Annotated in this window: 13 protein-coding genes; 1 reads left to right on the top strand and 12 read right to left on the bottom strand. The window is 65.7% G+C overall.

The features are described from left to right. Positions 1-104: 104 nt before the first annotated feature. From FJU31_RS13485 to FJU31_RS13475, 3 genes are all read right to left on the bottom strand, one after another. Positions 105-3,437, bottom strand: a complete 3,333-nt coding sequence (locus tag FJU31_RS13485; protein WP_150455208.1) for an RHS repeat-associated core domain-containing protein — start codon at positions 3,435-3,437, stop codon at positions 105-107. 3 nt (positions 3,438-3,440) lie between these two features. After that, complete coding sequence (locus FJU31_RS13480; protein WP_150455207.1) at positions 3,441-4,634, bottom strand: DUF6531 domain-containing protein; 1,194 nt, start codon at positions 4,632-4,634, stop codon at positions 3,441-3,443. Between the two features lie 482 nt (positions 4,635-5,116). Beyond that, entirely contained in the window at positions 5,117-5,509 is a 393-nt protein-coding gene (locus FJU31_RS13475; protein WP_150455206.1) for a barstar family protein, read from the bottom strand. A 146-nt stretch (positions 5,510-5,655) separates the two neighbouring features. Here FJU31_RS13475 and FJU31_RS13470 point away from each other — a divergent pair, with 146 nt between their 5' ends. Continuing rightward, the gene (locus FJU31_RS13470; RefSeq protein ID WP_188115501.1) at positions 5,656-6,018 is read left to right on the top strand and encodes a glycine zipper 2TM domain-containing protein; all 363 of its coding nucleotides are present in this window, start codon (positions 5,656-5,658) and stop codon (positions 6,016-6,018) included. A 102-nt stretch (positions 6,019-6,120) separates the two neighbouring features. On the opposite strand, the gene FJU31_RS13465 is transcribed toward FJU31_RS13470, so the two are convergent. The 9 genes from FJU31_RS13465 to FJU31_RS13425 form a co-directional block, all read right to left on the bottom strand. Beyond that, the gene (locus FJU31_RS13465) at positions 6,121-7,251 is read right to left on the bottom strand and encodes an ABC transporter permease (protein ID WP_150455205.1); all 1,131 of its coding nucleotides are present in this window, start codon (positions 7,249-7,251) and stop codon (positions 6,121-6,123) included. Then, the gene (locus FJU31_RS13460) at positions 7,248-8,435 is read right to left on the bottom strand and encodes an ABC transporter permease (RefSeq protein ID WP_150455204.1); all 1,188 of its coding nucleotides are present in this window, start codon (positions 8,433-8,435) and stop codon (positions 7,248-7,250) included. Before FJU31_RS13460 ends, FJU31_RS13465 begins: the two co-directional genes overlap by 4 nt. Continuing rightward, the gene (locus FJU31_RS13455; RefSeq protein ID WP_150455203.1) at positions 8,420-9,433 is read right to left on the bottom strand and encodes an HlyD family secretion protein; all 1,014 of its coding nucleotides are present in this window, start codon (positions 9,431-9,433) and stop codon (positions 8,420-8,422) included. Before FJU31_RS13455 ends, FJU31_RS13460 begins: the two co-directional genes overlap by 16 nt. Then, positions 9,426-10,787, bottom strand: coding sequence for a TolC family protein (locus tag FJU31_RS13450; protein WP_425473705.1), 1,362 nt, complete (start codon positions 10,785-10,787; stop codon positions 9,426-9,428). Before FJU31_RS13450 ends, FJU31_RS13455 begins: the two co-directional genes overlap by 8 nt. A gap of 236 nt (positions 10,788-11,023) precedes the next feature. Next, positions 11,024-11,806, bottom strand: a complete 783-nt coding sequence (gene map / locus FJU31_RS13445; RefSeq protein WP_150455201.1) for a type I methionyl aminopeptidase — start codon at positions 11,804-11,806, stop codon at positions 11,024-11,026. A 10-nt stretch (positions 11,807-11,816) separates the two neighbouring features. After that, positions 11,817-12,029: a ParD-like family protein gene (locus FJU31_RS13440; RefSeq protein WP_150455200.1), complete on the bottom strand. Its 213-nt coding sequence runs from the start codon at positions 12,027-12,029 to the stop codon at positions 11,817-11,819. Between the two features lie 67 nt (positions 12,030-12,096). Beyond that, positions 12,097-12,456: a bleomycin resistance protein gene (locus tag FJU31_RS13435; RefSeq protein ID WP_150455199.1), complete on the bottom strand. Its 360-nt coding sequence runs from the start codon at positions 12,454-12,456 to the stop codon at positions 12,097-12,099. A 107-nt stretch (positions 12,457-12,563) separates the two neighbouring features. Next, positions 12,564-13,691, bottom strand: coding sequence for a metallophosphoesterase (locus FJU31_RS13430; RefSeq protein WP_150455198.1), 1,128 nt, complete (start codon positions 13,689-13,691; stop codon positions 12,564-12,566). 126 nt (positions 13,692-13,817) lie between these two features. Next, on the bottom strand, positions 13,818-14,246 hold the full coding sequence (locus FJU31_RS13425; protein ID WP_150455197.1) for a winged helix-turn-helix transcriptional regulator: 429 nt from the start codon (positions 14,244-14,246) through the stop codon (positions 13,818-13,820). Positions 14,247-14,267 lie beyond the last annotated feature (21 nt).

The following is a 14,267-nucleotide window of genomic DNA, read 5'->3' as shown; positions in this document are numbered from 1 at the left end:
CGCCATGCCACCGTCCGTCGACCATGGTGCCGCGAGACTGGATTTTTCCAGATGGATAGTATGTCTCGACCGTTTCTACTTTTTTCTCTGTCATCGGAAACATCCTAGGGGAAGTCGTCTTCTGACCATGGCGGCGGATCATGGTCAGATTGGCCCTTGTTGGCGACGCACAGATTGCGACGATCTGCAGCCCGCGTGAGGCACGCCTGATACCAGCGATCAGGGTCTTTGCTCGGCCCCAAGCCTCTCCACCTGTGGCACGACAGCTCTTCATTATCGTAGCGCCTGTAGCACTCGTCAGTATTGTCTTCATCGCTCGGGCAGATTGCCAAGCCCGTAAGATATCCATAGAAACTGCCAACGACCGAGCCCGCTGCACCTCCCGCGCTGCTGCCGGCGGCAGCGCCACCGGCTCCGCAAGCAACCGTACCCACTCCGGGCGCAAACAAGGTGCACCCGGCGCCAGCACCGACGCCACCTGCAATGCCACCGCCGGCGTAGCCGATACCGCCGCCGATGACACTTCCGCTCACCGTGCATGACGCCATGCAAGCCTGATCCCTGCTCTGGCCCGTGCTGTCCGTATAGAGCAGCGGATTGGACTCAACATAGCTGTAAGTGCTGATGCCTCCCGCCAGGCCAACGGGGTCGCTCTGCAGATACCGGCCCGTCGAGGGTTCGTACTCTCGAGCGTAGTTGTGGTGAAGACCGCTGTAGGGGTCGTATCGCTGTCCCGGGAAGCGCATGTTGAACGTGAACGGCGTACCGTCTGCATCCGGATCGTCGCTGGGTGCATCGCTGCCAAATGCCTCGCTTCTGCTGTCCCACGACCAGACCGCAACGTTGCGTGCAACCTCGATGACGGCACGTGGTGCGCCAAGATGATCCGGCTCGATGTAATGCAGGCGATTCGGAGACGCTGCGGTGCCAACCAATACACCCACGGGCAGGTCGCCCAGCCATATCACCTGTTGGATCGGCATGCCCGTGGCATCGTAATCACCCAGCCACTGGCCGCTCTCATCGTGGACGCTGTAGGTCGTGGTGGTGGTCCCCAGGTAGCTTCGCACCCGCTCACCACGGCCGTTGTATGCGTACTGTTGGATCGCCTGGCCGCTCTGCTTCACCTGTATCAATCTATTGAACGGGTCGAAGACGAACTCTCTATCCGTGCCATCAATGGAGGCTGTGTTGCCAACGGCGTCGTACTTCCGGGACGCCCCCTTTACCGAGAGAAGGCGACGGCTGTCAGGCGGGTAGGCGTAACCATCGATGCCTCCAGCGTTGGTGAACGAGGTCCGGTTTCCCGTGGCGTCGTAGCCATAGCGCTCGATCGCGGTTCCTGTTGCCCCATCCCGGAATGCAACCAGACGATTGAGGGCGTCGTAGTCGAACGTGGCAAGCGCCGGAAGTTCATGGCCAGCGGTGTGCAGGCCGGTAAGGTTACCAATGGCGTCGTAGGCGTAGCCTGCATCCAGGCCGTCTCGGTCGACATCGCTCAGCGAAATGGTGCGGTAGTTCCGGTCATGGGCTCGGACCAAGGCCCGACCATTGCCGTAGCTCCAGCCTGCCGCAGGTCCGAATGGGTAGTACGTGACACCGGACAGAAGCACCTGGCGGCTGGCGCCGGGCGATGTGACGCCTACCTCCGAGATGCGGCCCTCGGGATCACGCACGTAATCGACCAGGGTGCCATCTGGGTAGGTGATGACCTGGACCTTTCCACCCAAGCTGTAGGCGTAGCGAACTGCAAAGCTATGGCCGTCGACTACCTGGACTTTGCGTACGATCTGGCCGAAGCGGTCGTAGCAGTATCCCGTCGTGCCGCTGGCATCCACGATCTGGCTCAGATAGCCAGAGGCAAAGGTCTCGCCTGCTGCACACTCATTGGGCGCGGCATCATAGAGATAGGACGTGTCCAGCGCAGGCGCACCATCGGGTGCAATCCGGGTCAGCCGTTTGAGCGCGTCATAGCGGTAGGACATTGTCTGCCCGCGCGAATCGGTCAGACCGTCGCGATTCCCGGCGCTGTCGTAGCTGTAATTGGTAGTGCCAGTATCGGGGCTGCTCAGCTGTAGCAGATCACCCAAGGCGTTGTAGGTGTAGCGTGTGTGTAGCCCCTTTGGGTCAGTGACCTGCACTAGCCGATTCAACGGGCTGTAGAGGTATCGGGTCACGGCGCCGATGCCGTCGACATCCTGGGTGGTCTGCCTGAGGCGACTCTGGGCGTCGTACTCACGGCGCTCCGTGCGACCCAATGCATCCGTCACCGCCGTGATGTTGCCGCTGTCGTCGTATCCGAAATCAGTCGGGCTGCTGGAAGCATCGGCGACGGTCGCAAGTCGCCCGTTCAGGTCATAGATGCGCGACAGACTGCGTTGCACTGTCTGGGCTGGGTCGCGGGTCTCCTCCGCGATCCGGTTGCCTGCACCATCCAAGGTGTACGCGATGAAGCCGCCGCTATTGTCGGTGAGACGTGCCAGTCGCTGCGCTGCGTCGTAGGAGAACGTCAGATAGTCGCCATCGGGCTGGGTAATCCGCTCGACCAGGCCGGTTGGTCGGTAGGTCGTGCGTGTTATGCGGTCGTCACGTTCCGTGCTGTCGTCGGGGCCGCGCACCTTCTCGGCTGTCAGCCAGCCGCGGGGATGATACTCATAGCTCGTCTCGACACCATTCGGGTCGATGGAGGACAGCCGTCGTCCCGCGTTGTCGTAGCTGGGGAACGTGGTGGTCCGCCCCAACGGATCGATGACTTTCCACAAGTCGCCCAGGCGGTAGCGGCATGCTGCCTGGGCGGTCCTGCAATCGCTGTGGTCTGTCTGATGGTAGACGTAGGTCGTCGTGTCGCTGATGTCAGTGCGTGGTCCCTTGATGCTGATGGGTAGGCCAACCAGGGGGCAGGTGCCGTCACTGACGCCAGCGGGCTCGCAGTAGGTCGTGGTCGTAGTACGACTACCGGATGTCGACGGATCCTTGCGAGTCTCAGTGAGCAGCTGACCCCGGTTGTTGTAAATGAAGCTGGTTTCAGCAGCGAGCACGCCCTCCGCGTCGTAGATCCGTCGTTCCGTGGGCTGGCGGAAGGTTGCGTGCCAGTCTGTCTGGGTTGTGCGCTTGCTGCCGCCACTATCGTTGGCTGCCTCTATCCGCTCGGTCTGCAGTCCGCGTGCGTTGTATGTATACCGGGCAACGTTGCCCCTGAAGTCGGTCCTGCTGGCCGGATATCCGTTGCTGTCGTACGTGCGCGCCGCGGCAACGTTTACGCAGTGGTCGCAGGTAGCGTCCAGCGACGCAAGCCGCGCCACACTATGGTCATCGCCAAATGTGTAGTTCCTGACCTTGCCGGCACTATCGGTAACGGTGGTGCTGCCGTCTGCGTTGAACTGCAGTTCGACCCGATCTGCGGTCCCGGTAGCATGTGGGCCATGCACGCTCAGCACGCCTCAACGATGGGCGTCATATGCCCAGCTGGCGTATCGGTTGTTGTCCTCATCGGTGATGCCGGTCAGCAGGTGTGGTCGGGCCATGCCTCCGGTCTGGCCGGGTTCACTGTAGTGATAGATACGTGTCGCCGAGCCGGACAGAGGCTCGGGATAGGTCACGGAGGTCAGATCGTTCCCAGTGTAAGCGTAGGTAATGACCGCTCCGGTGCCATCGGTAAGACGGGTCAGGCGGCCGTCTGTGTACCCGAACAACAAGGAGCGCCCCTGTGGATCGGTAACGCGTTGGACGTACGGTGAAGTGCCAGAGCCCTCGGCGTAGGACAGCGTCTGCACGAACCCGTCGCGCGAAGTGATGGACTGCAAGCGGCCGAGTTCGTTGTAGGTTTCTACAGAATCGTCCGCACGACGATAGGTCGCCGAAACGAGCGAACCTGCAGAAAGGGTGACGGTCAGCCTCTCCGGTACGTCTGCACCTGCAGTCCAGTCGCCATTGATGAGGCTGAAGGTCTGGATGGCGCCATTGGGCCTGTGGGCTCGAATACGGGCAATCGATCCGGTGGCATTGGTCACGGGCTCGAGCCTGGCCGCGTAGTTGTGGGTCCAGCCAATGCCGATAGGAAGCGCTCGGCTATCGGGTACGCGGTGGCTGTTGTAGACGCGCACGAATTCCAAGGGGAACACGCCTGAGCCCACATAATCGGTCTCGCGCTGTCGCTTGTTTCCGGTAGCGCTGGCAATGGGGTTGGAGGAATTGCCGCCATCTGCTGGACAGTTGCTGTCGCACTTGGGGACGCCGCACTGCTTGGTATCCGGGTCGGCGAGCCCGCCGAGCGGGCAGGGCGGCCTTGCGCCGCGTGGACCGTAGACGAACGTGCTTACTACTTCGATGGGCAGCCAGGAATTGAACTGGCGGCGCTGCAGTTGACCGCGGCATATGGCTTCCCCATCGAGGTACGGTCCGACGGAAACAGCGCTGTAGCGATGTGGTAGTGCGCTCTTCGCGCGATAGCCATCCAGGCGGCGTTCCAGCTCGCCTGAGACGCAGGCCTCTTCCATCGTTGGATAGTGCGGTTGGCTGTCGTCGAAGCGGGAATCAAGCCAGTAGAGCTCTGCCTGCGCCGTAAAGCTGAGCAGAAGCGTGCATGCTGCGCCGAGGCACGCCGCCGCGCGTTGTTTCGCCAGAAGTGCCCGCATCGCCATACTCCGTCATGGGCCACGACCGGCTCGGCCAACCCAACACCGCGCTGCCATGGGTTTGAAATCTGCGTGCTGCTTTTCCATCCGCGCTGCTGCATCGCGTCCCCGCCTGGCCCTTGAAGAACGATCCAGCTGTGGATGCCAGTTGGGCCATGGCATTTCGCGCAGTCAACCCTTTCCGTGTGCTGGCGCGGCGCCAAGAGCGGTGGGGCAGGAATAGCCAGTGATGGGAGCATTACCACGCCGGAGGACGCTCTTCATCGGTCGGTCAATGCGGGATCAGGCCTGTAAATGCTTGTTTTCAATCGTCAAGTGAGCGGCGCTGAGCGAGCCTTGTCTGGTGCAAGTAAACCCGGTCCACACGTTCGCAGCGATGCTGAAACAATGCTCAGTCTGGAAACATGCAGGTCCGGGCACAGGCCAATTGCGTCAATTGATCACATGCGGTGGGGGCGGAATGCGACACCGCCCTCGAACACCTATTCCAGCCGCAACGTGATGCGCGAGTGGCCGGCGAAAATCTCCATCACGATCTCGAAGTAGGTCTTGCCTTCCCCGCGGTCCAGCGCAACCAACTGGCTGCGGATCACATCGGCGTTGAAGGTGCCGGGCTGCTGCAGTTTTGCCTGCAGCCAGGCGCGAGTCGCGTCCATGCCCAACGCAGCGCGGCTGAGCTCGGCATCGCGCCAGGCCACGGTTGCGGTGGCGTGCCCCTGCAATGCGCCGTAACCGCCGTACAGCAGGTCGTCCAGCGCATCCAGGCTGGGCCCGAGCTGCCAGTCTTCGCCGGCCATGAACACCCGGTTGAACTCGGCATAGAGACTGTCTATGCCGGTGATCGCACGTCCGTTGATCTGCAGGTTCAGGCTCATGCAAGCACTCTAGGGCACGCGATGCCAACGCCAGCGTCGCAACGCTGAACGCCGCATGGCCGTTCAGCTACCAGTGACCGATATTTCACCTTCAATTGGCGCTTCGGCCGGGAGACTGGGTACACATCGGATCACAGGAGATCGCCATGAATACCTCCCTTCGCGTCTTGCTGCTAGGCAGCCTGATGGCGGCTTCGTCGGTCGCCAGCGCACAGAACTATGGTCCGCGTGATGAGGGCCGCAGATTCAACGACGGCAGCCGCGTGGTCTGCAAGAACGTGGAAGTTCAGCGCAACTCGCGCGATCCCAACCGCATCGCCGGTACGGCCACCGGTGCGGTCGTCGGCGGCCTGCTGGGCAACCAGGTAGGCGGCGGCAACGGCAAGAAGCTGGCGACCGTGGCTGGTGCGGTGGCGGGCGGTGCAGCCGGTAGGCAGATCCAGGGCAACCACCAGAACAAGACCGGTGACCGCGTGGTCGAGCGCCGCTGCGAGCGCGTCTACCGCTGATCGACGCATGACCTGAATAACCGCTCCCTTCCACCAAGCGGTACCTCGAACGCCGGCCCCCAGGGTCGGCATTCGTCGTTGTGGAGTAGGGGACGGAGGGAATTAATTCGGATTAATCTCCTCCGTCCCCTTTTTGCGGTGCAGGCGCCAGATCGCGAGGCTGCCGTAGAGCAGCAGCAGTAAGCCGAGGGTGGCCAGTTCGTGGCTGACATCCGCCAGGCTGGCGTCCATCTGGTTCAACCGCACCATCAGATTGATGCCCGAGGTGGTGGGCAGCAGCTGCGACAGCCACACCAGCGGCGACGGCGTCATCACCGTGGGCCAGGACAGGTTGGCCAGGAAGAACAGCGGGATGGACGTGGCGATGATGTACTGGAACGCGCGTTCTCGGGTGCGGAAAAAGCTGCCGACGAACAGGCCGAAGGCCACCGTGGCGGCGATGAACAACGTGCCGCCCAACAGCTGGCCGAGTGGATTTCCACCGCGCGGGTAGTCCTGCACCCAGGCAGTGAACCCGGCGTAGTAGAACAGTCCAAACAGACCGATCAGGCCGAAGCCCAGGGCCATGCCGGCCAGCGTCGGCAGGTCGAAGCGCAGGCGCCGGCCGAGGGCCAGACGGCGCCCGCCAAGCAGCACGCCGATGCCCATCAGCAGGGTCTGGTGCACGATCAGCTCGGCCACGCCGGGCACGATCGCGCTGCCATAGCCTTCCTGCGTGTTGTACAGCGGCCGCTGCACCAGCGTGACCGGCGGCGCCTGCGGTGCCCCCATGAAGGCAGCCTGGGTGACCGCGGCTTCGCGTCCGAAGGACCCCAGTGCATCGGCCACGCTGCCCAGCACCCAGCTGGCGCGGCCCAGGTAGGCGCCGTTGCCGAGCAGGACCAGCTTTGCTGGATGGCCACGCAGGATGTCGCGCTCCAGGTTGGCCGGGATCAGCACGATGCCTTCGGCATCACCGGCTTCCAGCTGACGGCGCGCGCTGTCGATGCTGGCCGGCTGGCCGACCACGCGGGCCACGCGCAGCGCGTCCAGCTTGCGCAGCAGTTCGCGGCTGGTGGCGCTGTGGTCTTCGTCCACCACCAGGACCGGCAGGTTGCCCGCGACCTGGTGCCGGTACGCGGCCGGGTAGAAAAACGAATACAGGATGACTGCACCGACCATCACCACGATGGCATAGCGGTCCAGCAGCACCGCCAGCAACGTCTGCCGCAGGCTGGCCCAGATCGCGCTCATGCGTCGGCCCCGGCAGGTCGCGTGGCCTGCGGGCTGCGGGCGAACGCCAGCAGGCGCCAGCCCCCCAGGCCACCGGCGATGACGATCATCAGCAGCAGCGTACCCAACGGCCACAGCGACACCGCCAGCGGCGCACCGACGAACTGCTGCTGGGTCTGCAGCTTGATGTACGCGCTGAGCGGCAGCAGCAGGTGCCAGATGCGGGTGAACAGCGGTGCGTCGATGACCGGAAACGTGGCGCTGGAAAACGCCAGGGCCGTGCCGATGCTGAGGCCGACGGTTGACAGCGCCGTGCCCATGTCACGGGTGACGCCGACGAAGAACAGGGCGTAGGCCGCGGTGGCCAGATAGAACAGGGGCTGGCCGAGCAGCAGCAGGAGCACGCTGCCGGCGATGCCGTCGCCGCGCAGCCACGCCAGGTAGGCCACGCCCAGCGCGCCATACAGCGAAAACAGCAGGACATAAGGTGCGATCTTGCCGGCGAGGGCCGGCCACGGCGTGCGGCCCAGCCAGCCGGACAGGGTGTCATCGCGGATCTCGCGGCCCAGGCTGCCGGCCACCGCAAGCGCCAGCACCAGCGAAAGCACGGCGGGGAAGATCAGCGGCAGCAGAAACAGCTCGTAGCTGCGCGCAGGGTTGTAGAGGATGTCCGACTGCACGGCGATCGGTGCCGCGCGCAGCTTGCCGGGGCCGACCTGCAGGGCGATGCGCTCGCGCAGCAGACGCGCGTTCCAGGCGGCCACGGCATCACCAATGTCGCGCGCGGCGGACTGGCCGGTGGTCATGTAGGTGGCGTTGTAATAGGCGAACAGCGTGCCATGCTGGCCGCGCAGCGCCTGCCGGGTGACATCGCGCGGCACCAGCACGATGGCGTACACCTGCAGGCGGCGCAGCTGCGCGCGCGCGTCTTCCATGTCCTTCGGCTGGCTGGCGATGCGTACGCCGGGGCTGGCGTCGAGCATGCGCAGCAGCAGGCGGCTGTCGCTGCTGTGGTCCAGGTCGACAACGGCAATCGGCACATCGCGCATCACCGCAGGGCTGAACATCCACGCCATCAGCACCAGCATCAGCAGCGGCAGCACGGTGACCAGCAGCAGGTCGGCACGATTGCCGCGCAGGGTGCGCAGTTCGCGGCGCCACGACGCCGCAAAGCCGCCGTTGCCCTGGCTCAGTGCAGGGGCCATGCGAACAGCACGCTCATGCCGGGGCGGAAGCCCTCGATGCGGCGTACCGGGCGCACCCGCACCTCGAAGCTGCGGACGTCGTAGCCGGAGGACTGGCGGGTGGTGCGCCAGGTGGCGTAGTCGCCAGCCGGATTGATGAAATACACCTTGAATTCGGCATCCTGGTCCAGTGCCGGGATGCTGCCGCGGAGGGTGCTGCCGACCTTCAGACCCTGCATCTGCGACTCGCGCAGGTTCATCGACACCCACATGCGGTCGATGTCGACCAGGGTGAACACCGGATAGCCCGCTGGCACCAGTTCGCCCGGATCGGCCATGCGCTTGTTGATCTCGCCCGCCACCGGTGCGCGGCCTTCCACTTCGACGCGTGCGGCATTGACCTCGGCCACCGCACCCTGCGCCTGCTGCACCTGGCCCTGCGCCGCACGCTTGTCCTGCTCGCGTGCCCCGGCCAGCGCCATGTCGTGCTGCGCGCGCGCGGCACGGGCCAGTTCGCGCGAACTGGTGGCCTGGGCCTGCGCCTCATCACGCTTCTGCCGGGTCATCACCCCTTCGTTGAACAGGTTCTGCACGCGGCGCGCAGTCGCTTCGGCCAGGGTGGCACCGGCCTCGGCCCGTTTCCAGTTGGCCTCGGCGGCGCGGATGTCCTCGCTGCGCGCACCCTCGTCGGCCTTGTCGGCCACTGCCTGCGCGGCGGCCAGTGCGCCGTGGGCCTGCTGTTCCTTGGCCGCCACTTCCGGGCTGTCAAGCAGGAAAACGATCTGCCCGGCCTGCACGCGGTCACCTTCGCGCACCTTCAGTTCGGCCACGCGGGCGGTGATCTTGGCGGCGACGTTGAGGGTATCGGCGTCGGCCATGCCCTGGATCTGGTCGGCCGGCCGGCGCCAGGCCAGCCACAGGCCCAGTACCACCACGGCCAGCAGCACCACCACCAGAATGATGCCCACGCGGCGCTTGCCGGGCGGCGTGGTGGATTCGTCGTGCAGCACGTCACTCATGGTCGATCACCTCGTCCGCACGGCGCCGATAGTCTTCGAAACGGTCCATCTGTCCACTCACTTCCAACAGTTGCGCCAGGGCGATGTCGTACTGGTAGGCGGCCTGTGCGCGTTCGACGCGGGCGCCACCCAGGCCCAGCCGCGCGTCGATGACATCCAGCGAGGTGGCCTGTCCCTCACGGAAGGCCAGTTCCTGCAGGCGCAGGTTTTCCTGTGCCTGGGCGATGCTGCTGTCCAGCAGCACGAACTGCTGGCGCGCGCTTTCCAGCTCGTTCCACGCCTTGCGCACGCCGAGGGCGACCTGGTTCTCGGCTTCGCGCAGGCCGGCCTCGGCCTGTTCCTGCTGCGCGCGTGCCGCACTGATCTGCGCCGGCCGCGAGCTGGGCGAAAGGAAGGTGTACTTCAGGCCGATGCCGAAGGCCCAGTCCGGATCGGTCAGCATTTCGTCGCGGCGACGGAAGTCGTACTGGCCGAAGGCGAAAATCTGCGGCTTCAACTTGGCCTGCTGCACGCGCACGCCCTGTTCGGCCTGGGCGACCATTGCCTGCAGACGGCGGATCTGCGGCTGTTGCGCCTGCGCGGTACGTTCGAAGCTGGCCACCGGTTCCAGCGGCGCGCGCTGCACGAACAGCGGCGACAGCGGGCGCACCTCGCCACCGCTGCGCAGCAGGGTGGCCAGCGCGGCCTGCAACGTGGCCAGGTCGTTAAGCGTCTTCTGGTACTCACGCTCGGCCTTGTCACGGGCCACGGTAGCCTGCAGGCGCTGCGCGCGGGTGGCGAAACCCTCGCGTTCCAGTTTTTCCGCATCGGAGAGGTGGCGGTTGAGACCGTCGCGCACATCGCGGCGCACGTCCACCGCCTGTTCGGCCAGGCGCTGGCCGAAATAGGCCTGGGCCAGCTGCACGGTCAGCGACTGGCGCTGCGCCTCGCGTTCGGCGCTGGCCTGTTCGCTCGCGGCGCTGGCCGCACGTTGCGCCGCCGGGATCACGCCGCCGGTGTATAGCGGCAGCACCGCGGTCACCACCGGGCGGGTGCGCCAGTCGCGTTCGGTGAAGCTGAGCGGCGAATCGATGCCGTAGGCTTCGGCCACCGGTGCCAGCGAGCCCAGCGGCAGGGTGAGGGTCTTCTGGAACTGCAGGCGGCGCACTTCGCCGGTGATCTCGGGCAGGCGCAGCAGGCGCGTGGCTTCCTGTAGTTCCTGCTTGTTGCGCACACCGGCATCGGCCGCTGCCAGCGCATCGGAAACCTGTTCCAGCCGCTGCCGAGCCTGTTCCCATTGCAGGGCAGGGGCCGCGGCAGGGTCGATCGCCGTCTGCGCGACGCTGGTGGCCGTCAGCAGCGTGGCGCAGACCAGCAGCGGCCAACGTGCGCGATGCCGTCGCGGGCAGGGGCGTTGCGGGTGCACGTCGGGTCCGTCATCCGTAAAGAGTCCGGCAAAAACTAGTGGATGTGCCGTGAAGCTGTTGTAGCGGCGCTGGACGTTGGCGTGCGCTTGCGGCAGCCGCTGTTCCGCAACCCGAACGCTTGGCGGGAAGTGGCTGCTGGAAGAGCGCTGTTCATGTCGAGCCAAGCGCTGCTGCTGCGCCCGCTCTAGGCCGCATCAATCGCGCACAACGGCGTTTCGTCCGGGCGCAGGGTCAGCACGCGCACACCATGCGCGGTTACCGCCACTGTGTGTTCGAACTGCGCCGACAGCTTGCCGTCGCGCGTGTATACCGGCCACTCGTCCGGCAGCTGGCGGATGGCCGGCTTTCCCTGGTTGAGCATCGGTTCGATGGTGAACACCATGCCTTCCTGCAGTTCCAGGCCGGTACCGGCGTGGCCGTAATGCAGGATCTGCGGGTCCTCGTGCATTTCCTGGCCGATGCCGTGGCCGCAGTATTCCTTCACCACGCTGTAGCCGTGGCTGCGCGCATGGCGGGCGATGGCATGGCCGATGTCGCCCAGGCGCGCGCCGGGGCGCACCTCAGCAATGCCCTTCCACATGGCCTGGTAGGCCACGGTCACCAGCTTGCGCGCGGCGTAGTCGACCTCGCCCACCAGGTAGGTGGTGCTGGAATCGGCGATGTAGCCGTTCTTCTCCAGGGTGATGTCGAGGTTGACGATCTGCCCGCTGCGCAGCACGTCCTCATGGCTGGGCACGCCGTGGCAGATGACGTTGTCGATGGAGGTATTGAGCACGTACGGGAAACCGTATTGGCCCTTGCTGGCCGGCCGTGCGTGCAGCTCGTCGACGATCATCCGCTCGACGAAGTCGTTGATGTCCATCGTGCTGCGGCCTTCCAGCGGCAGGGCGTCGAGCGCCGCGAACACCTGCGCGAGCAGGCGCCCGGACTCGGCCATCAGCGCGATCTCGTCGGGGTGCTTGACCATGGCCATCGGCTCAGGCCTGCCCGGGCGGCAGCAGCGGCGGCTGCACGCCGGCCGCACGCAGTTCGCTGGCGACGATGTTCTGGAAGCTCAGGGTCGGGTTCAGTTCGCACAGCATGCCGACCCGGATCCAGAAGTTGGCCTGGGCGTTGATCGAGCGACTGGAGACGGTGCAGGCACGACGCAGCTGGTCGTGCAGGGTGTCATCGATGTTGACGATGCCCATGGCGGACTCTCGAAAGGAAATATATGAATCGTATACGCTTCATATATTGCACACAAGTGCGCGCCGTTCAGTCGCTGTGGGTGGCAAAGCGCAGGCGGTTGCCGTCCGGGTCCACCAGCAGCATCTCGCGGGTGCCCCACTCGGTATCGTGCGGCGGCTGCGGGATGGGCACGCCGGCGCCGCTGAAGGCGCGGAACACCGCGTCCACGTCATCGACCTTGAAGTACACCGCGCCGCCGGGCTGGCAGTCGCCGGCATGCTCGCTGAGGAACAGGGTCTGGCCCTCGCGGGTGAGCTGGGCGAACAGCGGCATGCCCGCGCCGAAGCGATGCTCCCAGTCGACGGAGAAGCCCAGGCCCTGCACGTAGAACGGCAGGGTGGTGTCGGCGTGCAGCATGCGCAGCTGCGGGATGACGGTCTGGGACATGGCGGCGGTTCCTGATGGGTAGCGTCGAGCTTGCTCGACTATCCGGTCCAAAGCATTCGAGGAAGCTCGACTCTACCAAGGCCAACGGCGGTTGAGCTTGCTTGGAGTCAGCCATCCACGCCCGGCACGCCTTCGGCCAACGGCACGCGCGTGCCGTCCAGCAGGCCGCGGCTGAGCGTGCCGTTCTCGATGAACAGCAACTCCCCGTTCTCGCCGTTCTTGATGCTGCTGTCGATGGCGATCACGCGCCCACCATGAAAGGTGCTGACGTGCGGCATCGAGGTGTGGCCGACCACGATGCGCTTCAGGTGCAGCTGGTCGAGCACGGCCTGCACGCCGTTGCTGTCCAGCTGGCCATCGAAGTAGCCGCGGTACCAGATCGGGCTGGTCTTGCCGTCGTACAGCGGCGCGGTGGCCGGGTCTGCCTTCACTTCGGCCTTGGGCATGCCCAGCGAGGCCTGGTAGGCGGCATTGGTGGTGGCCGGGTCCAGCGCCAGCTGCACCGCCTCGGGCGAGATGCCGCCGTGCAGGAACAGGGTGTCACCGATCTTCAGCAGCACCGGGCGCGTGCGCAGCCACTGGCCGATCACCGAATCGCCCGCATACAGCTGCGGATAGCTGCGGCCCAGCAGCTGGGCGCTGCGCAGGTACTTGGGATTGACGTAGCGCAGGTCGTCGTAGAGCACCATGGTTTCGTGGTTGCCGAGCACGAAATGCACCGCGCCGCCGGCCGCTGCGGCCTGCTGCTGCAGCCCGTACAGCAGCCAGAACGCCTCGGTCACCTGCGGGCCCCGGTCGAACACATCGCCGGCGATCACCAGGGTGTCCTTGCCCAGCGCCCACTGGTCCTGCGCGTCGATCACCTTGTTGGCGCGCAGCAGCCGCACCAGCACGCCGTACTGGCCGTGGATGTCGGACACCGCGACGATGCGCGGCGTGGCCGGCAGCACCGACACCGAGGGCGATACAGGCGGCAGCACGTGCACGCTGTGGGTGTAGCCGCACTGCGGGGTGAAATCGGTGCCATCGGCATCGGCCGGGGCGGTGCGCATCTGCACCTGGTCGCCGCAGATCCACTTCGCCCGCAGCTGGTCGCCGACGCGGAACACGTAGGGACCATCGGCGTCGACATGCTCGGCCGGTGCGGCCACCTCGCGTGCCTGCAGCGACGGCGCGCCCAGCAGGGCCAGCGGCAACAGCAGCAGGGCAGGGTGGAGCAGGCGGCGGTGCAGCATGGTGGGTTCCTCGGCGGGCAGCAAAAAAGGCGGGCCCGAAGGCCCGCCCGTGATGCTACGCCAAGCTCACCGTGCCGGTGGCGAGGACCGGCATGCAGCTGCTCGATTCCCTCCGTCCCTTTTTTGTCAGAGCTTGCGGACCACCGTCAGCTCGGGGGCGATGGCGTGGCCGGCTGCGTCCTGCGGCTGCATGTGGGGCAGGGGGGCACCGCTGGTGCGTTCGATCAGGGTGGAATGCGCTTCGCCGGGGGCAAAACGGTGCCGTTCGCCCCATTGGCGCAGGGCGACCAGCAGCGGGAACAGGTCGCGACCGGCGGCCGTCAGCACATAGTCCTGGTAGGCGCTGCCATTGGTCGCTGGCTGCTGCACCAGCAGGCCGGCCTCGACCAGCCGGCGCAGGCGGTCGCTGAGGATGTTGCGGGCCGCGCCGAGGCTGCGCTGGAAATCACCGAAGCGGGTGATGCCGTCGAAGGCATCGCGGATGACCAGCAGCGCCCAGCGGTCGCCGAGCAGGTCGGCGCTGCGGGCCACAGGGCAGGGGCTGTCGGCATGCATGGCGGGCTCCACATGGATATC

Source organism: Stenotrophomonas cyclobalanopsidis, from assembly GCF_008710035.1.
In the GTDB taxonomy this organism is placed as follows: domain Bacteria; phylum Pseudomonadota; class Gammaproteobacteria; order Xanthomonadales; family Xanthomonadaceae; genus Stenotrophomonas; species Stenotrophomonas cyclobalanopsidis.
Note: the sequence above shows the minus strand (reverse complement) of the source record. Positions and strands in the feature narration are given on the sequence as shown.